The organism is Mesorhizobium sp. L-2-11, assembly GCF_016756595.1.
GTDB lineage: Bacteria > Pseudomonadota > Alphaproteobacteria > Rhizobiales > Rhizobiaceae > Mesorhizobium.
The window spans coordinates 5456899-5478629 of record NZ_AP023257.1; the positions used below are offsets into that span (position 1 = coordinate 5456899).

20 protein-coding genes are annotated in these 21731 nt (G+C 63.2%); 11 read left to right on the forward strand and 9 right to left on the reverse strand.

All coding sequences use genetic code 11. The features are described from left to right. Positions 1 to 244: 244 nt before the first annotated feature. Positions 245 to 517 carry a hypothetical protein gene (locus JG739_RS35555; RefSeq protein ID WP_244749580.1) on the forward strand — a complete coding sequence of 91 codons (273 nt, stop codon included), beginning with the start codon at positions 245 to 247 and terminating at the stop codon, positions 515 to 517. 40 nt (positions 518 to 557) lie between these two features. Here the strand turns inward: JG739_RS35555 and glyS are convergent, their stop codons facing one another. Both glyS and JG739_RS26100 read right to left on the reverse strand, forming a co-directional pair. After that, a complete protein-coding gene (gene glyS / locus JG739_RS26095) occupies positions 558 to 2918 on the reverse strand; it encodes a glycine--tRNA ligase subunit beta (RefSeq protein WP_202364024.1) in 2361 nt (786 codons plus the stop codon). A gap of 450 nt (positions 2919 to 3368) precedes the next feature. Then, positions 3369 to 4430 (reverse strand): glycine--tRNA ligase subunit alpha, encoded by a 1062-nt coding sequence (locus JG739_RS26100; protein WP_244749581.1) that lies wholly within the window; start codon positions 4428 to 4430, stop codon positions 3369 to 3371. Positions 4431 to 4779: 349 nt separating this feature from the next. Here JG739_RS26100 and JG739_RS26105 point away from each other — a divergent pair, with 349 nt between their 5' ends. Further along, positions 4780 to 6615 (forward strand): patatin-like phospholipase family protein, encoded by a 1836-nt coding sequence (locus tag JG739_RS26105; RefSeq protein WP_202364026.1) that lies wholly within the window; start codon positions 4780 to 4782, stop codon positions 6613 to 6615. Between the two features lie 67 nt (positions 6616 to 6682). Here the strand turns inward: JG739_RS26105 and JG739_RS26110 are convergent, their stop codons facing one another. After that, positions 6683 to 8458 (reverse strand): tetratricopeptide repeat protein, encoded by a 1776-nt coding sequence (locus JG739_RS26110; protein ID WP_202367648.1) that lies wholly within the window; start codon positions 8456 to 8458, stop codon positions 6683 to 6685. Positions 8459 to 8758: 300 nt separating this feature from the next. On the opposite strand from JG739_RS26110, the gene JG739_RS26115 reads away from it, so the two are divergent. Continuing rightward, positions 8759 to 9907, forward strand: a complete 1149-nt coding sequence (locus JG739_RS26115; RefSeq protein ID WP_244749582.1) for a helix-turn-helix transcriptional regulator — start codon at positions 8759 to 8761, stop codon at positions 9905 to 9907. Positions 9908 to 9998: 91 nt separating this feature from the next. On the opposite strand, the gene JG739_RS26120 is transcribed toward JG739_RS26115, so the two are convergent. Next, on the reverse strand, positions 9999 to 11015 hold the full coding sequence (locus JG739_RS26120; RefSeq protein ID WP_202364027.1) for a polyprenyl synthetase family protein: 1017 nt from the start codon (positions 11013 to 11015) through the stop codon (positions 9999 to 10001). A gap of 161 nt (positions 11016 to 11176) precedes the next feature. Here JG739_RS26120 and JG739_RS26125 point away from each other — a divergent pair, with 161 nt between their 5' ends. The 6 genes from JG739_RS26125 (at position 11177) to moaB (ending at position 14892) form a co-directional block, all read left to right on the forward strand. Then, positions 11177 to 11401 (forward strand): putative signal transducing protein, encoded by a 225-nt coding sequence (locus tag JG739_RS26125; RefSeq protein WP_202364028.1) that lies wholly within the window; start codon positions 11177 to 11179, stop codon positions 11399 to 11401. Beyond that, positions 11401 to 12201, forward strand: coding sequence for a tRNA1(Val) (adenine(37)-N6)-methyltransferase (locus JG739_RS26130; protein ID WP_202364029.1), 801 nt, complete (start codon positions 11401 to 11403; stop codon positions 12199 to 12201). The genes JG739_RS26125 and JG739_RS26130 overlap by 1 nt, the downstream gene beginning before the upstream one ends. Positions 12202 to 12286: 85 nt before the next feature. Further along, positions 12287 to 13153, forward strand: a complete 867-nt coding sequence (locus JG739_RS26135; protein ID WP_202364030.1) for a S49 family peptidase — start codon at positions 12287 to 12289, stop codon at positions 13151 to 13153. Positions 13154 to 13234: 81 nt separating this feature from the next. Further along, positions 13235 to 13420 (forward strand): hypothetical protein, encoded by a 186-nt coding sequence (locus JG739_RS26140; protein ID WP_077381693.1) that lies wholly within the window; start codon positions 13235 to 13237, stop codon positions 13418 to 13420. A 25-nt stretch (positions 13421 to 13445) separates the two neighbouring features. Further along, positions 13446 to 14348, forward strand: coding sequence for a 4-(cytidine 5'-diphospho)-2-C-methyl-D-erythritol kinase (locus JG739_RS26145; RefSeq protein ID WP_202367650.1), 903 nt, complete (start codon positions 13446 to 13448; stop codon positions 14346 to 14348). Next, positions 14335 to 14892, forward strand: coding sequence for a molybdenum cofactor biosynthesis protein B (moaB, locus tag JG739_RS26150; RefSeq protein WP_202364031.1), 558 nt, complete (start codon positions 14335 to 14337; stop codon positions 14890 to 14892). Before JG739_RS26145 ends, moaB begins: the two co-directional genes overlap by 14 nt. A 46-nt stretch (positions 14893 to 14938) precedes the next feature. On the opposite strand, the gene JG739_RS26155 is transcribed toward moaB, so the two are convergent. From JG739_RS26155 to JG739_RS26170, 4 genes are all read right to left on the reverse strand, one after another. Next, on the reverse strand, positions 14939 to 15904 hold the full coding sequence (locus tag JG739_RS26155; RefSeq protein ID WP_202364032.1) for a hypothetical protein: 966 nt from the start codon (positions 15902 to 15904) through the stop codon (positions 14939 to 14941). A 259-nt stretch (positions 15905 to 16163) separates the two neighbouring features. Next, the gene (locus JG739_RS26160; RefSeq protein ID WP_202364033.1) at positions 16164 to 16991 is read right to left on the reverse strand and encodes an MBL fold metallo-hydrolase; all 828 of its coding nucleotides are present in this window, start codon (positions 16989 to 16991) and stop codon (positions 16164 to 16166) included. Between the two features lie 170 nt (positions 16992 to 17161). Beyond that, positions 17162 to 18097: a cyclase family protein gene (locus JG739_RS26165; RefSeq protein WP_202364034.1), complete on the reverse strand. Its 936-nt coding sequence runs from the start codon at positions 18095 to 18097 to the stop codon at positions 17162 to 17164. Positions 18098 to 18287: 190 nt separating this feature from the next. Next, positions 18288 to 18794 carry a glycosyltransferase gene (locus JG739_RS26170; RefSeq protein ID WP_202364035.1) on the reverse strand — a complete coding sequence of 169 codons (507 nt, stop codon included), beginning with the start codon at positions 18792 to 18794 and terminating at the stop codon, positions 18288 to 18290. A 151-nt stretch (positions 18795 to 18945) separates the two neighbouring features. On the opposite strand from JG739_RS26170, the gene JG739_RS26175 reads away from it, so the two are divergent. Further along, positions 18946 to 20100, forward strand: a complete 1155-nt coding sequence (locus JG739_RS26175; RefSeq protein WP_202364036.1) for a PA0069 family radical SAM protein — start codon at positions 18946 to 18948, stop codon at positions 20098 to 20100. A gap of 155 nt (positions 20101 to 20255) precedes the next feature. Further along, complete coding sequence (locus JG739_RS26180; RefSeq protein WP_202364037.1) at positions 20256 to 20951, forward strand: ribonuclease HII; 696 nt, start codon at positions 20256 to 20258, stop codon at positions 20949 to 20951. Positions 20952 to 21233: 282 nt separating this feature from the next. Here JG739_RS26180 and JG739_RS26185 read toward each other — a convergent pair whose 3' ends face one another. Next, positions 21234 to 21725 carry a F0F1 ATP synthase subunit B gene (locus JG739_RS26185; protein WP_202364038.1) on the reverse strand — a complete coding sequence of 164 codons (492 nt, stop codon included), beginning with the start codon at positions 21723 to 21725 and terminating at the stop codon, positions 21234 to 21236. Positions 21726 to 21731: the final 6 nt, after the last annotated feature.

The following is a 21731-nucleotide window of genomic DNA, read 5'->3' on the forward strand; positions in this document are numbered from 1 at the left end:
AGCCGGCATCAATTTCCGGACGGTATGGTGCCGGCGTGTTGGGCAAAGGGGAACTATCATGGTCTGGATGCGTATCCTGGGAGCGCTTGGTCTTACTCTCGCGGCGGGCACAGCACAGGCTTCGTCCTTCGTTGTTCCCGGTGCACCATCCTCGACCCCGTCAGTCGTCAGGCTCGGCGCGCCTGAACAGGTGGAGATGGCCGGGAGTTCCTCGACGCCATCGATCGTGGCCCTCGGCGAACCAGTGCCCGATGTCACCGATGAAAAAGTTTCTGCGATTCCGAGCCAGCCCAAGCCCAAGCAGGATTTCGTGCAAAGCCCTATGGTCATTCGCGGCGGCATCGTCGGTGACGTCTTCGCAGAGCCGGCGCCCAGCCCCGCACCGGCCGCGGCAACCGCTACCGCAGCGCCCGGGGCGGCCACCAAATCCGACAAAAAAATAACGGCAACGAACAGCCCGCCGGAGTCCGCAACACCGCAACCAACGCCCATCCCCGAAATCGATCAGGCCAGGTAGAAGTTCGCGGCCAGGCGACGCTCGCCTGATTTGCCAAGCCTCAGCCGGCGATTTTCGAGAAATCCGCGACCTGGTCGGTCGCTGCCCGGATGCGCGCCAGCAACGCCAGGCGGTTGGCGCGCACGGCCTGGTCCTCATCATTCACAAGAACGCGTTCGAAGAATGAATCAACCGGTTCACGCAACGCGCTAAGCGCCAGCATGGCGGCGGAAAAGTCTTCGTTGTGAATCGCTTGGCCGGCTTCCTTCTCGGCCTGATTCACCGCGGCAAACAGCGATTTCTCGGTATCTTCCCGGAATAGAGCCGGCTCAACATTTTCGGCGATCGTCGTTTTCTTCTTCTCCTCGGCGGCCAGAATGTTGGCCGCGCGCTTGGTGCCGGCCAGCAGGTTCCTCCCGTCCTCGGTATCGAGAAAGGAGCCAAGGGCTAGGACGCGGCGGACGATTTGCAGGAGATCGTCGTTTTGCGATTGGCCAATCTCCCCCCTTGAGGGGGAGATCAGGCGCGAGCCCGCCGCCAACACCGCATCGATCAAATCATGCCTCGCACCCTGGTCACGCAAATAGACTTTTAGGCGGTCGTGGAAGAAGGCGAGGAGGTCGGCGCTAAAGGCCGGTCCGGACGCGAGATAGTTCGCCATCTGGTAAGCGCGGTCGAAGAGAGATGTCAGCGCAAGCCGGACCCGATTCTCGACCAAGATCCTGATTACCCCTAGCGCCGCCCTCCTCAGCGCATAGGGGTCCTTTGACCCGGTCGGCTTTTCGTCGATCGCCCAGAATCCGACCAGCGTGTCGAGCTTGTCGGCGAGCGCTATGGCCACCGATACCGGGTCGGTCGGAACACGGTCGGACGGGCCCTGCGGCTTGTAGTGTTCTTCTATCGCCGCGGCGACCAAAGTGTGCTCTCCCTGCAGCAGCGCGTATTTTCGGCCCATGGCGCCCTGCAATTCCGGGAACTCGCCGACCACCTCGGTGGTGAGATCGGCCTTGGCCAGGACGGCAGCGCGACGTGCGAGCGCGGGAATCTCCCCCCTTGAGGGGGAGATGTCGCCGAAGACGACAGAGGGGGTCGGCACGTACTGACGCAACGCCCTATCGCGGACAAAGGATGCCGGCGTTTCACGCGAGACAACCCCCTCTGGCCTACCGGCCATCTCCCCCTCAAGGGGGGAGATGGCGCTCGCCACGATCGGCGCCAATTCCTCAGCCAGCCGCGCAATGCGCTCTACCCGCTCACCTTGCGAGCCGAGCTTGGCGTGGAAGGTGACGCCGAGATGGTCGAGGCGGGCCATGCGCTGGTCGAGCGGCTTCTTGAGATCGAGCCCGAACTTTTCCGCCGATGCCTGCAACTGGTCGAGATCAGGTAAATCGCCCTGGTCGGTCTTCCAGAAATAGAGCGCGTCGGAGAGGCGGGCGCGCACCACCTTGCCGTTGCCGTGGGCGATCTCCTTGCCGCCGTCGCTGGCCTCGATGTTGGCGGTCAGGATGAAGTTGCTGGAAAGCTCTTCACCAGTTCCCTGCGGCCGCGTCACAAAACACTTCTGGTTGGCGCGGATGGTCAGCCGGATCACCTCGGCCGGAATGGCGAGAAAGTCCTGCTCGAACTCGCCCATCAGCACGACCGGCCACTCGACCAGGCCTGACACTTCCTCGAGCAGCCCCTCGTCCTCGACAAGGTCGAGACCGCTGGCGAAGGCGAGATTCCTGGCGTCGGAAAGGATGACCTGCTTGCGCCGGTCGGCGTCGAGCACGACCTTCGCCACCTCGAGCTTGGCGGCATAGTCGTCGAAACGGCGCACGCTGATGGCGCCCGGCGCATGAAAACGATGGCCGTAGGTGATGTTGCCCGAGCGGATGCCGTCGATCTCGAAATCGACGACCACCGGCTCCTCGGTTTCCGGGCCGAAGGTGCAGAGGATGGATTGCAGCGGCCGCACCCAGCGCAACGATCCCGGTTTCGCCGAGGCCGGCCCCCAGCGCATCGATTTCGGCCATGGAAAGTCGCGGATGATGCCCGGCACCAGTTCGGCGATGATCTCTTCCGCCGGCCGGCCCGGCTTGGAGATATGGGCGACATAGAAGTCGCCCTTCTTCGGATCGGCGTGGACATGCGCCTCGGCGATCGAGGAAAGACCGGCCTTGCGCAGAAAACCCTGGACCGCCTGTTCGGGGGCCTTGGTCGAGGGTCCCTTGATCTCCTCGCTTATATCCTTCGAGCGCGCGGTCACGCCGCGAACGTCGAGCGCCAGCCGGCGCGGCGTCCAATATTCGCGCGCCGCCTCATAGGTTAGCCCGGCCTCGACCAGACCGTCCGTCATCATCTTCTTCAGGTCGCCCGCCGCCTTGCGCTGCATGCGCGCGGGAATCTCTTCCGAACGGAGTTCTAAAAGCAGGTCGGGCATAAATTGTGCTCACGCGGCAAAATGGTCCAGGCGGCATAGCAACTCGGCTGGCCGCTGTCACCCTTCCCCCATGCAATTCGGGCCCCATGCAATTCGGGCCCCATGCAATCGGCCTGCATGCAATCGGCGCATCTACCGACGATTGCCAAAAATATTCCGCTGCCTGTCGGGCCGGAGCGGGACCACCCGTCCTTGGGTCAAAGATTTCCATGAACCGAACGCAGCGCTGAAGCGACCAACGCTCAGGCAGGGAACTATTGGCTGAACGACCATGAAGACGGCATCGACATTCCTCCAGATCCTCGCGCTCAGCGCCTGTTTCGCGGCGCAGGCTCATGGCACGTTCACCATGCCTGGCGTCAGACAGGCGCTGCGGACAATGGCTGGCTCCAGCGGCCAAGGCGCATTGCCAATCAGCGCTTCAGTCGAAATCGCAAACAGCCTGTGGAGCTAAGCCGCCAGCCCGCCCGCCTGCGTCAGCAAAAACGCCTCGCCGCAGGCTTTCGCCAGATTGCGCACCCGCAAGATGTAGCTCTGCCGCTCGGTGACGGAAATCACGCCGCGCGCGTCGAGCAGGTTGAAGACGTGGCTGGCCTTGATGCACTGGTCGTAGGCGGGAAATACCAGGCGGTGGTTCCCCTCCCCCTTGAGGGGAGGGTGGCCCGAAGGGCCGGGAGGGGTTGCCCGGGCAGTGCTCGACGCAGGGCCCGCGGTGCCTTCTGAGGCGACCCCCTCTGCCCGCTTGGCGGGCATCTCCCCCTCGAGGGGGGAGAAGGGCACGCCGGCGTCGAGCAGCGCCTTGCACTCGGCTTCGGCGTCCTCGAAATGCCGAAGCAGCATCGCGGTGTTGGCGAATTCGAAATTGTGTCGCGAATATTCCTGCTCGGCCTGCAGGAAGACGTCGCCATAGGTCACTTTGTCAGCGCCGTCGCGGCCGTTGAAGTTGAGGTCGTAGACATTGTCGACGCCCTGCACATACATGGCCAGCCGCTCCAGCCCGTAGGTGAGCTCGCCCGCCACCGGCGCGCATTCGATGCCGCAGACCTGCTGGAAATAGGTGAACTGCGACACTTCCATGCCGTCGCACCAGCACTCCCAGCCCAGCCCCCAGGCGCCGAGCGTCGGGCTTTCCCAGTCGTCCTCGACGAAGCGGATGTCATGCAGAAGCGGATCGACGCCGATGGCCGCCAGCGAGCCGAGATACAGTTCCTGCAGATTGGGCGGATTCGGCTTCAGGATCACCTGATACTGGTAGTAATGCTGCAGCCGGTTCGGGTTCTCGCCGTAGCGCCCGTCCTTGGGCCGGCGCGAAGGCTGCACATAGGCCGCGTTCCAGCGCTTTGGCCCCAGCGCGCGCAGCGTCGTCGCCGGGTGGAACGTGCCGGCGCCGACTTCCATGTCATAGGGCTGGAGAACGACGCAGCCATAGTCCGCCCAGTAGTTATGCAAAGTCAGGATCAGCCCCTGGAACGAGCGGCTGGGATGCATATGGGCTGGGATATCAACTGTCACGGCGGCCTCGACGGGAAAGGCGGGGATGCGGCCCTCCCTAGAGCGCCCACCGGAAAGCGTCAAGGCAAGGGGCCGGCCGCACGACGAGATTGCGCTGGCAACAAGATGGCCGGCAGGCAAGCGAGCAGGTTCGCGATGTGGGCTCAAGTAAATTTCCCGGCGCTAAAAGACGGCGCCGAGAGCGGCGTGGCGGCCTGATCGTGGATCTTGCTGGGAGCCAGAGATGGGAGCGCACAGCGGTCAGTCCCGCGCCTCAGCCGTTCGGCTGCTCTCATGTGTGGTATCATTCGGCAGGGCGTCCAGCACCCTCGAGGAGACAAAAGTCATGGATTCCCAAGGAATGGCTCAGATGTCCTCCGTCGATTCTCTTGCAGCGAGTTTATTGTCGGCAACATTGATGTTCGATCGGGCGTCGTTGCTGGCGCTTGAGGCTTTAGCTGCCGAATTCGACCGCCGGGTCCTGAGACGCGGTGAGGTTCTGGTTCGCGAAGGCGATGCGTCGGACAGGTTTTTCATCGTGCTGTCTGGACGCTTTACGGTACACAAAGAAGATTCGAATGGCTCGGTCGCCGAGATCGCACAGGGTGAACTCATCGGTGAAATCGGTTTCTTCGCGGGACTACCCCGCACGGCCACTGTCCTTGCAGCGCGCGATTCGATCGTCCTTGAAATCGGTCGCAATCATTTCGAGAAGGCAGCCGAGACTTTGCCGAGCCTGAGAGAGGCGGTCACGGTATTTCTGGCGCGCCGGTTTGCCACCCAATCTCCACGTTCGTCGCGTCTCAAGGAACCTGCCAAGATCCGAACGCTTGCGATCATTGCAGCCGGCGGAAGTCGCATCTCACCGCTGCTCATCCAGCACCTGCGGCAAGCGTTCGGCGCGGCCACGCGCGCTCGATTCGTTTCCCGGCTTGACATCCAAGCGAAATTCCCAGGTCTTCCGATCGACGACCAGCGGATCCTTAACTGGTTGAACGAACTGGAGGCGGAAGCCCGATTCATCGTCTATGTTGCCGATGAGGAACCTAATGAATGGACCCAAATCTGCATTCGCCAGGCCGATACCGTCCTGTTACTGGCCAACGCGTCCTGCTCGCCTCGCCTGAACCCGTCTGAGGAACTGGCCCTATCGGTCCATCCGCCATCGACCAGTCGGCTTGTCCTAGTTCACGACAAGCGCTCGGCTGCGGTCTCCGGTACCTCTGCATGGCTCGATGAGCGACCCTATGTTGACCAGCATCATCATGTTGCGCTGCACGACGGGGTTGATTTCCAGCGCCTGGTCCGATTTATTTCGGGCAAGGCATTGGGCTTCGTGGCGGCAGGGGGCGGGTCCCTCGGCAGCGCTCATTTAGGCGTCTACAAGGCTTTCGTTGAGGCGGGCGCTTGCTTCGACTATCTCGGCGGGACAAGTTCCGGAGCGGCGATGATGGCCGGCTTCGCAAAAGGCTTGGATGCCGACCAGATCGACCGAGGCACCCACAGCATATTTATCAAGAGCCGGGCGTTTCGCCGTCCCACCCTGCCGCATTTCGCGCTTCTGGATCACAAAGCGTTTGATCGGGCCCTTCGGCTGGAATACGGCGACGTTCTGATCGAGGATCTTTGGCTTCCTTTCTTTGCGCTTTCGACCAATCTGAGCAGCCGTCAGCCACATGTCCACCGTCGTGGAAAGCTCTGGCACGCCGTTCGGGCGTCCGGCTCCATCCCGGGCGTCCTGCCGCCGTTCTTTACAGATGACGGCGATATGCTGGTGGACGGCGCCATCATGAACAATTTGCCGCTGGAGCAGATGACGGAGCTCAAGACCGGACCCAATGTCATCGTTACCTTCGGGTCGAGTGCACCGCAGAAATACGACATAGACTATGACCGCATCCCCGGAGTTTCCGAACTGGCATTGGCCTTGCTGAACCCTTTCGGTCGCGCCCGCTTGCCTCGGGTTCCCAGCATGCTTCAGGTCATTGCCTCGAGCATGCTGGCACACCGGCCACAGGACATTGCCGTCGGCGAAGAGGATATCCTGGTCTGTCCGGAGGTTGCGAACACGATCAGCTTCATGGATTGGAGTCGGCATTTTGAGTTGTTTTCGGATGCCTACGACCGTACGACCCGATGGATCGAGGAACATCTCCGCCAGAATGACTCAGCGCTCCGAGCGATGCTCGACACCGCGCACGATTAGCATGGCTTAAAGTCCAGACCCTTAGCGACAGCGGCGACGAGCCCCGCACGATCGAATTCAGAAGTATTCAGCCCTTGGGAGCGGTCGCCGGTTCGGGCTTGACCTTCGGGGTTTCCTGCGCCGTGTTGGATTCGATCGGCGGCAGGCCCTTCAGCAGTTTCTGCTGCAAGGCGGCGAGCACGCCGGGATCCGGCTTCAGGTCGCGGGCCTGGTTCCACTGGAAGGTGGCTTCCAATTTGCGGCCGACGCGCCAATAGGCATCGCCGAGGTGATCGTTGAGCACCGGATCTTCCGGCTTCAACGAAACGGCACGTTCCAATTCGCGCACCGCATCGTCGAACCGGCCAAGGCGGAAATAGGCCCAGCCCAGCGAATCGACGATGTAGCCGTCGCTCGGCCTGAGCTCGACGGCCTTCTGGATCATCTGAAGGCCTTCCCTAAGGTTGATGTTCATGTCCACCCAGGAATAGCCAAGATAGTTCAGGACCTGCGGCTGGTCGGGGAACAATTCCAGCGCCTTGCGGAAATTCGGCTCGGCCTTCGGCCACTCCTTCAGTCGCTCATAGGCGATGCCGCGCTGGTAGAAAATGTTCCAGTCGGCGCGGGTCGGAGCCTTCAGCATCGCCACCGCCTTGTCATAGAGATCGGCCGCGGAGCGGAAATCCTCCTTCGAGGCATAGACGCCACCGAGCGCCTGATAGGCGCGCATGTCGCCGGGACGCGCTTCGACAAGGGCCTTCAGATGGGCGATGGCCTCGTCATAGCGGTCGAGATCTGCAAGGTTGAGGCCGAGCTGCAGTTCCGACAGCGTCTTCAGCGGCGAACCGGCCGGGATGCGGCGATAGAAGGCGATGGCGCCCTCTGCGTCCTTCAACTGCTCGGAGACGGCGGCGAGCTGGACGAGGGCCGCGTCGCTGTCGGGCCGCAGTGCCAGGGCATATTGCAGATAGAGGCGGACGAACGGCTCGCCGCCGCCGCGATTGAGCGCGGTGGCGAGATTGAGCAGAATTTCCGAGGCGCCGTCGGACGGCCCGGCAACGAAGGGTTCGATCTTCTCGCCCTTGGTGATCCTGTCGCGAAGCGCCGATATCTCGACCTTGCCGGGTGCAAATGCGTCGGCCTGATCGAGCACGGACAGCGCCTTGTCCTTGTCGCCCTTGCGGGCAAGGAAGGAGGCATAGGCCTGCGCATTGCGCATCCAGGTTTCGGGCGCGGCGGCGCCGGTCGCAGTGTCCTGCAAGGTGGCGGCGTAGATCGCATCCGCCTTTTCGGGCAGGCCCGAGGCATCGGCGATAAGCGCGCGATGGAAGGATTTGAAGAGGCCGAACCAGTCCGGACCCTGCAGCTTGTCGATGGAGGCCATGGCCTCGCCGGCGTCGCCGGCGCCCTGCTTGGCCCAGCCGGTCATGACGCCGGAGATCAGCCGGTCGAGATCGGATTCGAGCGAAAGCTTGAGCCAGTATTCGGCCTTGGAAAAGTCCTTCTTGTGAAAGGAGCCGACGGCCAGCGCCAGGCGCGAGAACCGCTCGACGTCGGGAACCGTCTTGAGCTTGTCGGCATAGACCAGGGATTCTTCGAAGCGCCCCTGCGCGATCAGCGACAGCATCAGGCTTTGCTGCAACGAGGTGTCACCGGGAGCGAAGGCGAGCGCCTGCTTGTAGTAGGCGATGGCACTGTCGAGATCATTGTCGCCTTCGGCGACCCGCGCGGCAAGATAGGCCCCCGAGAACGAAGTGATATTGACTGGCGCGGTGGTTTCTTTGGCGTAGGCGGGCAGACCGGAGGCCGCCATGGCCGTCACAATTGCCAGCCCTGTCAGCCAGCGCGCACATCCTTGCCGCATCGTATCCCTTTCACTCAAAGCCATGCCCGCGTCAGCGGGATCGCCGCAGACTCGATCTTTTCCAAGCAAAGCATGGCCTTTTTGGGGTGAGGCTTCAACCCGGCCCGAATTCACAATCGGGTAATGCTATCAAAAACCACGCGAAAATGCGCCCAACTGCGACCGTCGACCGCGCTTTACAGGCCGGGCGGGCTGCCGGCCTGCCCTGCTGCAGCGCACCGGCGCCGCGATGCCGTAAGCGATCCGTAAGCGGCGGGCGGTGAAAGTTTCCGCAGCGGAATGATGCGTGGAACCGTGCAGATGGATGCCGTTGCTTCGCCCAGGAAGATGCCGATGCTGGAAATGTCGCCGGACCAGCAGGCCTTCGCCATTGTCGATCTTATCTACGAAGCGGCGTTCGCGGCCGAGCTGTGGCCGGAGGTATTGGCGGCGGCAAGCGCGATCTCCCGCTCGGCAAACGGCGCGATTTTTGTAGTCAGCGATCATTGCCCGGTCCGCGCCATCACCGAAACGCATGTCCAGCCCTTGCTCGACGCGTTCACGAAGGGGGATACTTGGCGGTTTTCCGAGAGCCTGAAGCGCATGTGCGCCGCGCAGCCAGCAAGCTTTGTGCGGGTCGATAATTTCATCATCTGCGAGGAGATCGAGCGCGATCCCGTTCGCAAAAGTGCCACCGCGTTTGGCATCGGGCCGCATCTATGCTCGCCCGTCCCCATGCCTGGCGGCGAGCTTGTCCTTTTTGTCTTCCAGCGCTGGCTGAAGGACGGGAGTTATGACCAGGCCGCAATCGGTCTGTTGAACGGACTGCGTCCGCACCTCGCACGGGCCGGCCTTGTCGCCGGGCGCCTGGGCCTGGAACGGGCCAGGACCGCCGTATCCATTCTCCGGGAAATCGGGCTGCCGGCTGCAATCATGGGTGGATCGGGCATGAGTGGATCGGGCCGTGTGCTGACGGCCAATCCGCTTTTCGAAGACATGGCGGACGTCTTCCTTCCCACAGCCCATGGCGGCATGGCGATTGCCGATCAAACTGCAAACGCGCTTTTCCAGCAGGCCATCGCGCAGAACCGGGATAACCGCGTCGTGCGGTCCATCCCGGTTGCAGCCATCAAAGGGCGGCCCGCGCTGGTCGTTCAGCTGTTACCGCTGCGTCGCGCCGCGCACGATATTTTTTCGGGTGCGGATATTCTGGTTGTCGCAACCACGGTCGGTACCGGCGCCACTGTTCCGTCGCCCAAAGTGCTTTCAGGCCTGTTCGACCTGACGCCGGCGGAAGCCCGGCTCGCCGTCGAGCTGGCCTCCGGCCATTCGGTGCAGGAGGCAGCCATGGAAATCGGCATCGCCGTCAAATCGGCCCGCACCTATCTTGAGCGAATCTTCCGGAAAACCGAAACCAGCCGTCAGAGCGAGCTCGTGGCGCTGCTGAAGAGCGCGTGGTCATTTTCATGACGTCGATAGTTTGCCGGGCGCGCTGACCGTCTCGGAGCCCTGCCCGACCAATATCACGGGCCGGCGCGGTGCCGGCCGCCGGCGATGTCTTTCAGTTCACCCGGCTGATGCAGAAATCGATGACGTCGAGCAGCGCCGATTTCTGCGGCGTCGCTTCGAGCGGCGCCAGCGCGTCGCGGGCGATCTCGCCGAAATGGCCGGCGCGCCCGATGGTGTCGGCGATAGCGCCGTGGCGGGTCATCAACCCGACCGCCTTTTCCAGCCCGGCGTCATCGGTGACATTGTCCTCGATGGCGCGCTTCCAGAAGCTGCGTTCGGCCTTGGTGCCGCGCCGGTAGGCGAGGATCACCGGCAGCGTCACCTTGCCTTCGCGAAAGTCGTCGCCGACATTCTTGCCCAGATCCTTGCTGGTGCCGCCATAATCCAGCGCATCGTCGATCAGCTGGAAGGCAAGGCCGAGATTCATGCCATAGGAGCGCAGCGCCGCGCGATCGTTTCGCGTCGCCTGGGCGATGACCGGACCGACCTCGGCGGCGGCCGAGAACAGGGCAGCGGTCTTGGCCTTGATCACCGCGAAATGCTCATCCTCCGTGGTTTCGAGGTTCTTGGCTGCGGCGAGTTGCATCACCTCGCCCTCGGCAATGATCGAGGCGGCGCTGGACAGGATGTCGAGCGCTTCCAGCGAACCGACATCGACCATCATGCGGAAAGCCTGGCCGAGCAGGAAATCGCCGACCAGCACACTCGCCTGGTTGCCCCAGATCATGCGGGCGGTCTTCTTGCCGCGCCGCATGCCGCTCTCGTCGACGACATCGTCGTGAAGGAGCGTGGCGGTGTGCATGAACTCGACTGATGTGGCGAGCTTGACATGGCCCTCGCCGGAATAGCCGAACATCTGCGCTGAGGCGAGCGTCAGCATCGGTCTCAGCCGCTTGCCACCCGAAGAGATCAGGTGGTTGGCAATTTCGGGAATCATCTCGACGTCGGAACCGGCCTTCGACAGGATCAATTTGTTGACGCGCCCCATATCGGCCGAAGTCAGGTCGATGAGATCCTTAATGGACGCGGCTTCCCGCTTCCCGTTTTCGATGTTGAGAACGACACCCACGACAAACTCCCGTCTTATGTCACGCGCACGACGGCACCCCGATACCGCCGCAGACTCTAGGGCGCTACCCACAGGCACGGCAAGAGGCGATTTGGCGCGGCGAGGTGGCGACGGAAGCCACCCACATTTACATAGACGCTGCAACCTGCGAGTTTCGTCCTATGATAGAGCTTATCCGCACCAACGACTCCGTGATCATCTCCTTTGTCGAATCGCTGATGCGCGATGCCGGCATCGGCTGTTTCGTCGCCGACCAGAACATGAGCGTGCTCGACGGTTCGATCGGCATCTTGCCCAGGCGCATCATGGTCGAAGCCGACCAGGCCGATGCGGCGCGACGCATCCTGACCGATGCAGGCATCGCCAACGAGATGCGCCAGAAGTAATGTCCGCTGCGCGCGACACCCTTATCCAGGACACGCCGGCCCATACGGTCGATGCTTTCCATCGCGGGCGGTTCTGGCTGGTGCAGCCGAAAAAGGCAGGCCATCGCGCCGGCATGGACGCCATGATGCTGGCGGCTGCCGTGCCGTCCTCCTTCGCCGGGCGCCTTGCCGATTTCGGCGCGGGTGCTGGCGCCGCAGGCCTGGCCGTCCTGTCGCGCTGTCCTGATGCCGAGGCCATGCTCATCGAACGGTCTGCGGAAATGGCGGCCTTCGCCGCAACGACGCTTGCCCACCCCGGTAATGCGCATCTTAACGACCGCGCCTCGGTGCTCGCCGCCGACGTCGCGCTGTCGGGCCAGGCGCGAACCGCCACTGGGCTTGCCGACAACTCCTTCGACTTCGTCATCATGAACCCGCCCTTCAACGCCGCCGAGGATCGCGCCACGCCCGACCCACTCAGGAAGGCGGCGCATGTGATGGAGAACGGGCTGTTCGACAGCTGGATCCGAAGCGCGGCTGCCGTGGTCAGGCCGCGCGGCGGTCTTGCCGTGATTGCCAGGCCCGATCAGCTCGGCGCCATCCTCGATGCGATATCAGGCCGCTTCGGCGACGCCGAGATGCTGGCCGTCCACCCCCGCCCCGAGGCAGCGGCGATCCGCATCGTCGTCAGGGCAATCCTCGGCGCACGCGGAAAACTGTCGATCCGCCCGCCGCTGATGCTGCACGGGCAATCCGGTGACGGCCCCACGGAGCGGACCGAGATGATCAACAACGGGATGGCTTCGCTGTTCGGCGACTGACCCTTTTTGGCCGGCCGGGCGTCGCGGCATTGCCGTTGGCTGGCGAATCCCTACATGCCTTCAAGCCAATTTGACCGGAGACCCCGTGAAACGCTTCCTGAACCGCCTGCTGCCGAAATCCTGGCGCTCCGACATCGTCACCATTCCCGTCATCCGGCTGCATGGCACCATCATGCCGGGCGGCGGCCCGTTGCGGCCGAGCCTGTCGCTGGCGTCCACCGCCGGCCCCATCGAGAAGGCGTTTTCCTTCGACGCGCCCGCGGTCGCCATTTCGATCAATTCGCCGGGCGGCTCGCCGGTGCAGTCGCGGCTGATCTTCAGACGCATCCGCGACCTGGCGAGCGAGAAGAACAAAAAGGTTCTGGTCTTCGTCGAGGATGTGGCGGCGTCGGGCGGCTACATGATTGCGGTCGCCGGCGACGAGATCTTTGCCGATCCGTCTTCCATCGTCGGTTCGATCGGCGTGGTGTCGGCCTCGTTCGGCTTTCCCGAGTTGTTGAAGAAGATCGGCGTCGAGCGCCGCGTCCATACGGCCGGCCAGAACAAGGCGGTGCTCGATCCGTTCAAGCCAGAGAAGAAGGAAGATATCGAGCGGCTGAAGGCGCTGCAGCTCGAGGTCCACGAGACCTTCATCGACCTCGTCAAGGACCGGCGCGGGGCCAAGCTCAAAGACGACCCGGACCTGTTCACCGGCCTGTTCTGGACCGGCAAGAAGGGACTGGAGCTCGGGCTTGTCGATGCGCTCGGCGATATGCGCAGCGTGCTGAGGGCCCGTTTTGGGCCAAAAACCCAGCTCAAGCTGATCACGGCGCCGCGCGGCCTGTTTGGTCGATTTGGCTGGTTCAGCTCAAGCAGAGGCGGCTTTTCGGCACCCGAGATCGCCGCTGCTGCCGCAAGCGGCGTGATCGCTGCGGCGGAAGAGCGCGCGCTGTGGGCGCGCTTCGGGCTTTGAAAAATCGGCGAAAGCGTTTAACTTAAACGCTTGACCGGCCCGACCGGCGCCGCAGTCGGCCTTGCGAGGGAGGAGTTTGACATGCCACAGATCATTTTCTTTATCGCAGTCGGCCTGCTCGCCTATTTCGGCTATCGCTCCTTCGTCAGGGAGGCCGAGCGCGTCACGGCCAAGATACGGCGCACCGAAAAACAGGCGACCAACGGCACAATGGGCACGCTGGTCAGGGACCCGAAGACCGGCGAATACCGCTTGGCCAAGGACTGACATCATCCCTCTCGTGACCGACACAGTGGCTCCCGGCAATAGGGTCCGGGCATTGCATGCGCATGCCAAGATAAATCTCGCGCTGCACGTCACCGGCAGGCGCGCCGACGGCTATCACACGATCGAGAGCCTGGCGGTGTTCACGCGCTTCGGTGACCGGGTCGAGGTCGAACTCGCCGACAGCGACGGGTTCTCAGTCTCCGGCCGATACGCGTCCGCGGTCCCGCTCGATGACGGCAATCTGGTCGTGAAAGCGCGCGATGCGCTGCGAAAACAGGCCGGTCCGCGGCATACGCCGCCGGTCGCAATCAGGCTCGAAAAGAACCTGCCGGTCGCATCCGGCGTCGGCGGCGGGTCGAGCGACGCCGCAACGGTGCTGCGCGGGCTCGTTGAGACATGGAGGCTGGACCTCGACGATGCCGACCTGGCGCGGGTCGGCCTCTCGCTGGGTGCCGACGTTCCCATGTGCCTTATGGCAAAACCGCTGATCGCGCGCGGCGTCGGTGACGAACTGTCGGCCGTGCCGGGCTTTCCCGCACTCGGCCTGGTTCTCGTCAATCCCGGCGTTGCCATCTCCACGGCCGAGGTGTTCAACGCCCTTTCTGATCGCGACAATGAGGGACTGCCGCCACTGTCGCGCGACCTCGACTTCCACAGCATCCGCAATTGGCTGGAGATCACCCGCAACGATCTCGAGCCTGCGGCACGGGCGATCCGACCGATCATCGGCAAGGCGCTTTCGGTGCTCAACAAGGCCGGAGCGGGGTTCGCGCGAATGTCCGGTTCCGGTGCGACCTGTTTTGGGCTGTTCGAGACTGGCAATGTCGCCAAGCGCGCCGCCGTCGATATCCGCAGCCGCCATCCCGACTGGTTCGTCGCCGCCACGCGAAGCATGACATCGGAGCCTGACGCATATGGCCAGGATTGACGAGGGCCGTTCCTTCGTTCCCGTGCGAATCGCGGTGCTGACCGTTTCCGATACGCGCAGCCCTGCCGACGACAAATCCGGCCAGACGCTGGTCGACCGCATCCTCGAGGCCGGCCATATTCTCGCTGCCCGCGACATCGTCACCGACGACCGCCAGAAAATCCGTGACAAGGTTCTGGGCTGGTCGAGGGACGAAGCGATCGATGTCGTCATTACCACCGGCGGCACCGGTTTTACCGGCCGCGACGTGACGCCGGAGGCGCTGGAGCCGATCTTCGAAAAGCGCATGGACGGCTTTTCCGAAGTGTTCCACCGCATTTCCTACGACAAGATCGGCACGTCGACGATCCAGAGCCGGGCGACCGGCGGCGTCGTCAACGCGACCTTCGTCTTCGTGCTGCCAGGTTCGCCCGGCGCCTGCAGGGATGCCTGGGACGGCATTTTGAAGCCGCAGCTCGACTACCGGCATATGCCCTGCAACTTCGTCGAGATCATGCCGCGCCTGGACGAGCATCTGCGGCGCGGCGGCACCAAGACAAGTTAGACCAGGTTCTCAAAAAGCTGTTCCGAGATCAGAATCAGCGCCACAATCAGCGAATAACCGGCTCGCCGTGGAACCGCCGGCGCGAGGGCGGCGATACGCCGAAGCCGACTTCCATCATCAGCCGCGGCTTGTGTGTCGGCACGGTGCCCATGTGGAAACCGAAGGGATCCTCGACGAAGCCCAAACCCGCCTCGCCGGTCAGCGTAATCGGACTCTGCGCGCCGTAGACATTCAAAACCTCTTCCGCGGGATGGCCGACGAGGAGCGTCAACTGGTGCTTGAGGGTGCGGCGGTTGTGGCTGCCGCGGACATAGACATGCGGACCGGTCTCGGCATCTACCGGATTGAGATAGAAGAAGAATTTCAGCATCCGCCAATCGTCGAGATCGAAGTGGTACTTGCCAAGCGACGCCAGGTTCTTCTCGGCGTCGGACACGGAGCTCGTCGGAAAGCTCCACCAGACCCGCGTGGTGATCAGCTTTGCCTGGCTGCCGAGATAATGGGCGGCGATGTCGAGAAGCAGCGGATCGCGCTGCACGGTAAGCGCAGCGTTGCAGTCGAGGATCCGCTCGAAAAAGTGGCCGCTGAGCAGGGGACGGCCGAAGTGTTTTTCGGCCTCCGCATGCTTGACCGGCAGGAACTCCAGGCGACGATCGAAATTGCCGAAGCAAGACGTGCGCTTCGCGAAGCTGGCGATTTCCTCGTGGATCGACTGCGGCAGGGCAAGGCCGGAAAAGAGGCCGTCCGAGCGGAGCGCGTCGACCACCGCGTCACGATCGACGCCGGCGAACATTGTTTCCCCGGCTTTTTGTGCGGGTCGAACCGGTTTTGCGCCACGCCAATGCAACCGCCGCGCCGGCATGGTGCGCGCCAGCATGAACATCGGCAGCCATGCCGGATTCTCGCGAAGGTCCGACAGATAGGTCGGTATCCGCACGGCAATGCGGCGCAGCAGGCTGCCGTTTCGAGCGATCGACTCGAGGCTTGCAGCACCGGATTGGTCAGGGGTCATCAGAATCCTCAGCTATAAGGGGCGCGTCGACGAAGCGTCGGCCGCTCACCGCTCAGGCGATACCCAAACCCATCCGCCCGCATCAAAGGAATGGTAAGCCCCGGTTAGATTTTGTGCGATGCACAATGAATGGGAGTTGTCGCAAACTTTCCGGCAAGCTTGACGGAACATTAAGGCTCGCTGATTTCGCGACAGTGAGTGTTTCGAGCGAGGTGGAACGAAGAGGTTGCGCACGGTGGAGAAGGCAGCGACGAAGCGATCAAACACCTTCGAGGATGATGATCGTCGGCCGGTCGGGCAGCGTCTTCAGTGAGACCGTCAGAGATCGGCCGGAGAGGAATTCCACCGCGAAATCGTCGCCCATCCTACCTGTGAACTCACTGATCGGGGTCGAATGGCGATGCATCGGCAAGATCATCGAGGAATAGAGCCGCGCGGTGATTTCGGTCATCCGGTCGAGCGACAGCGTCATGCCGCCGTCGATAGGCACCATAAGGATATCGAGCCGACCGATGGCGCCGTAATGCGCATCCTCCAGCCGGTGGTGCAGATGGCCGAGATGGCCGATGCAGAGTCCCGCCACTTCGAAGATGAAGATGGAATTGCCGTCCTTGCCGAGATCGCCGCCATTGCGGATATCCGTCGGCACGTTGCGGATATAGACATCGTCGACGACAAGGGCGTGGCGCGCCGGACCGCCGTCCGGATTCCAACCGCGCAACACATATTCGATGCCGGGATCGACATGGTCCGAATAGTGCGTGCGGTGGGCCTTGTTCATGGTCACAACGCGGGGCAGCGGGTCAGCGCCATAGACGCCGGAAAAGTCGGTGGCGATCCTGACGCCGGCGGGTGTCTCGATGACGTAGGTCGAATGGCCGGCATAGGTGATCGTAACGTCACCGTCGACGAAAGCCTGGGCCAGCCGAGACGTCTGCCCCTGTGGCGCTGTGAAGCTGGCATAGGTGGCCGACGGCAGCGCGTCAGCGATCGCAACGCATCTCGACGGCGGCTTCTCTTCCTGGGCCGAAGCGGCGAACGGCCAGAAGGCCATGGTCAGCAGAACGGCAGCAGATAGGCGAAGCATGACTGCCTCCCGTGGCAGGACTGGCGCGCTCCTGCCACGATAGCGCTAGCAATCGTGGTGGCTATCGTCGGGACAGTCACGTTTTCGCGAGCGGCGGAGGGACCGAAGTCTGGACCTTGCGCAACAACTCGCGTGGGGTGGGACGCGCCGGCCTCCCGAATCGCCAGTGATCAGGGCGTCGGACGGAAGACGCCGTTCTCGTCACGCTTGAGCGGCGCGGTTTGCCGGGAAAGCGGCGCACCAGGCGCTTCGGTGACCGAAACGCCCTCCGTCCAGTCGGCGGGTGCAATCGCGACGTAACGCGCATATCCGCCTGACCCGCCGAGCGGCTTGGCAAAGCCGATTGTAACCAGCGCCCCGGCCTCTGGCACCTTGTCGAGATTTGCAACGCCTTCTGCCTGCGTGAAATCGTTGTGAAGCAGCCAATGTTCGCCTTCGAGGTTGGGCGTGGTGTCGGTATCGAGCGGCTCATGGCCATGAAACAGAATCTTCCGTTCCAGATGCAGGAACTTCAGCGCGGCCAAACTGACGCCTGGAAACGGTTTTTGGTTGAAGCGGGCGGCATCAGACCATTTCCTGTACCAATCCGAACGCACGAAGACGACTGAACCTTCCGGTATGCGGCCGTGCTGCTTTTCCCACTCCTCAATGTCGGCGACCTGGAGGTGATAGCCTTCGTCAGTCTGCACTTTGCCGCTGATGTCGATGACGACGAGCGGCCGCACGGCATAGGTGGCCGGCAGGTCGCTGATCGTCGCGCCAAGCGGGTTCCAATGGGAGGGTGGATCGAGCTGCGTGCCATATTGGTCCGTCGTCAGCTCGTAGGCGCTCGCAACGAACCCATGCTTGTCGTAGGTGAACTCTTCGCTGGCCTTGACGTAGCCCTCGATGTCCCGACCGGCGATAGCCGGTTTGAACCGGGCGTTGGCGAAGCCCGGCCATACCGGCTGCACCGGCTCGAAGGCATGGGTCAGATCGATGTACTTGGCCGATTTGAGCGTGTTCTCATAAACCGACCAAAGCGACGATTCCTGCGCCTCCGCGATCGCCGGCACTGAGCAAGCGGCTGCCAGCAAGGCGATACGAACGAATATGGATAGATTCATCTGCGATCTCCCCGAGCTGTCGCCGAGTATCGCGAGTTTCCCGCAGGACGACAAGCATATGCTTCTGCCTAGGAGTATCGCGCCAATGCGGATTTCCAGCATGTCGCTTTCCGCCCACGGCTTGCGCGCCGCCTCATCCTAACGAAGGATTCGACGTCTCCCTCGCCCGCTATGGGAAGAATGACGACCGTCACTTGACCGGCGCCACCCAGATCTCGGCGTCGAGCCTCCTGGTCGCAAGGCCGCGGGCGATGGCTTCGGCGCTGCGGGCGTTTTTCGATAAGGAAGCGGCCTGACGCTTGCTGATCACCAGCCCTTCGGCCAGTGCCCGGTTTCTCGAGAACACGCGCGACAGGAACGGCACGCGACTGCCGCGTGCCCGCGAGAACCGCGCCGGCATGGTTTGCCTGGCGGTGTGGGCGACGACCTCGTCGATCCAGCCCTCGCCCAACCGCGCGCCCGGCTCCAGCAGCAGCAGCCAGTCGCCCTTGGCCTGCCTGATGCCGGCAGCAATGCCGCCGCTCGCCACATAAAGGCAGCCGGCATGTTCGGCAACACGGTGCGTCTGGTCGGTCGAGCCGGTGTCGCAGACGATGACATCGCGCACCACGCCCTCGACCGCGCCGCCGATCAGCGAGGCGAGCGTGCGGGCCAATCTTTCCTCGTCATTCATGGTCTGGATGAGAACGCTGAGCATCGTTAGCCGAATAGCGGAAAGCCGGGCGCAGCGCCAGTTTTTGCGTCGCCCCTAAAAAATGTTCTTGCTTTGTTCTCCAAGGCTGAATAGGATTATTTTCATGAACAGAGCGATTCGACAGCCGGCCGACAGTCCCTGGGAGAGGGCGAAAATGGAACAGATCGTACGTGCCGACATTGCTGCCTTTGGGGCTGGAAGAGCCGAGATGGCCAATGCAATGATCGAGCAGAGTGGCGTCCGTATCCGCCCGGAGCGTAATCGCGGCCGGTCCGCCGGCATCAACCCGTCCGGCCGGTTCGAACCGGTCAGCCGGCATGTGTTCGACGATGGCTGGAATTCGCTCGAGGAGCTGCCACCGTTCAAGACCGAGGTGCAGGTCGAGAAGCCGCGCACCATCATCACCCGCAACGAATCGCCCGACATTTCCTTCGACCGCTCGATTAACCCGTATCGCGGCTGCGAACATGGCTGCGTCTATTGCTTCGCGCGGCCGACGCACAGCTTCATGGGCCTGTCGCCGGGACTGGATTTCGAATCGAAGCTGTTCGCCAAGCCGGATGCGGCGCGGCTGCTCGACAAGGAATTGTCGAAGGACGGCTACCAGCCGCGCACCATTGCCATCGGCACCAACACCGATCCCTACCAGCCGATCGAGAAGCAGTACCGGATCATGCGCGAGATCCTCGAAGTGCTGGAGGCGCGCGGCCACCCAGTCGGCATCGTCACCAAATCCGCGCTGGTGACGCGCGACATCGACATTCTGTCGCGCATGGCCGAACGCGGGCTGGCCAAGGTGGCGCTGTCGGTGACGACGCTCGACCGTATGCTGGCCAGAACGATGGAGCCGCGCGCGTCGACACCGACCAAGCGGCTGGAGGCGATCAGGCAGCTTTCGGATGCCGGCATTCCGGCCTCGGTCATGGTCGCTCCTATCATCCCCGGCCTGACCGATCAGGAGATGGAACGCATCCTCGATTCGGCACGTGCGGCAGGAGCGCGCGAGGCCGGCTACGTCCTGCTGCGCCTGCCGCTGGAGGTCGCGCCGATCGTCAAGGATTGGCTGCTGCGTCATTATCCGGACCGCTACCGTCACGTCATGTCGCTGATCCGCTCGATGCGCGACGGCAAGGATTACGATTCGGAATGGGGCAAGCGCATGAAAGGCTCCGGCCCCTATGCCTGGCAGATCGGCAGACGCTTCGAGATCGCCGCCAAGCGGCTTGGCCTCAACGCCGAGCGGCGGTCGCTCAGGACCGACCAGTTCGTCGCCGCAGCCAAGGCAACCGAGCAACTGATGCTGCTTTGAAGACATCGTCTGCCGCCGCTGCCGGCGGCAGACGAAAAAATCCCGTCCGGCCTGTCCTGTCCCCGGGCTTGCAGACGGTGCCCTCCGGGTCCGGTGCCTCACCCGACCCGGAGGGGCTTGCGGAGAATCGGAGCCGATGCGAACCTCGCCGCAACATGGCTCGCGCGCGTTCTGATTCTCCGCTTCTCTTCGAAATCGTTGAGAGACCCGATTTCTCCTTCGAGACCAAGGCGATGGCCGAAGGCCTGTGGCCGGTGGCGGGAATGGACGAGGCCGGGCGCGGCCCACTCGCCGGGCCGGTCGTCGCGGCAGCGGTAGTGCTCGATCCCGCCAACATTCCCGACGGTCTCGACGATTCCAAGCGGCTCAGCCACCTGCAGCGCGAGGCGCTGTTCCTGAAAATCCTCGGCTCCGCTCTTGGCGTGTCGATGGCCTCGGTCGGCGCGGAAGGTATCGATGGCAGCAATATTCTCAAGGCCAGCCTCGAGGCGATGCGCCGCGCCTTGGTCGGGCTCTCGGTGCAGCCAAAGCTGGCCCTGGCCGACGGCCGCGACGTGCCGCCCGGACTGCCATGCGAAGGGAAAGCGCTGATCAAGGGCGACCAGCGCTCCCAGTCGATCGCCGCCGCCTCGATCGTCGCCAAGGTGATGCGCGACCGCATGATGTGCGGCTGCGGCAGCCATCACGCGGATTACGGTTTCGAGCTCCATATGGGCTACGCCACGGTGCGCCACCGCACGGCGATCGAGCTGCATGGACCGGTGGCGCGGCTGCACCGCGCGTCCTTCGCACCGTTCCGGCTCGACGGCACCGAACTGCCGGACGAAGAGAGTTTTACGGGCCTGGATTGAGGCGATGGGCCTGCGCGATTGGCGAAGGCGGTCAAGTGCGTAATCTCCCCCCTTGAGGGGGAGATGGCCGGCAGGCCAGAGGGGGTAGCCGCGCGTGAAGCGCCAACCTCCTCTTTCGCCTCCACATGGCGTCGCGCCGGGACGTACCGACCCCCTCTGTCGCCTTCGGCGACATCTCCCCCTCAAGGGGGGAAATTACGCGCTCAGCCGCTTTCGCCAATGCGCAAAAAAAGCCGCCAGGTTTCCCGGGCGGCCTTCGATGAAATTTCTCGATGAAATCCCTTAATTCAGCCTGGACTTGACGTCCTGAAGCGAGGCCTGGAACAGGTCGGCGCCCGCCTTGGCGTCAATCTTGGCGGCGAGCAGCGTGCGGGCGGCTTCGACGGCGATATCGACGGCACTGGCGCGCACTTCGCCGATCGCCTCGCGCTCGGCCTGACCGATCTTCTGTTCTGCAAGTGCGGTGCGCCGGGCGACATAGTCCTCGGTCTTCTTGTGCGCCTCGGCAGCCAGCATGTCGGCCTCGCGCTTGGCGGCGGCGACGATGTCGGCGGCCTCCTGCTCGGCTTCCTTGCGCTTGCGCTGGTATTGGCCGAGCAGTTGCTGGGCCTCCTCGCGCAGCCGGCGCGCTTCTTCAAGCTCGTTGCTGATCTTGTCGGCGCGGGCGTCGAGCGCCTTGGCGATCAGCTTAGGCACCTTGACGTAGACGGCAATGCCCAGAAAAATGACGAGGGCAACGGTGGCCCAAAGCGTCGCGAGTGATGTGGCGTCCATGATGCG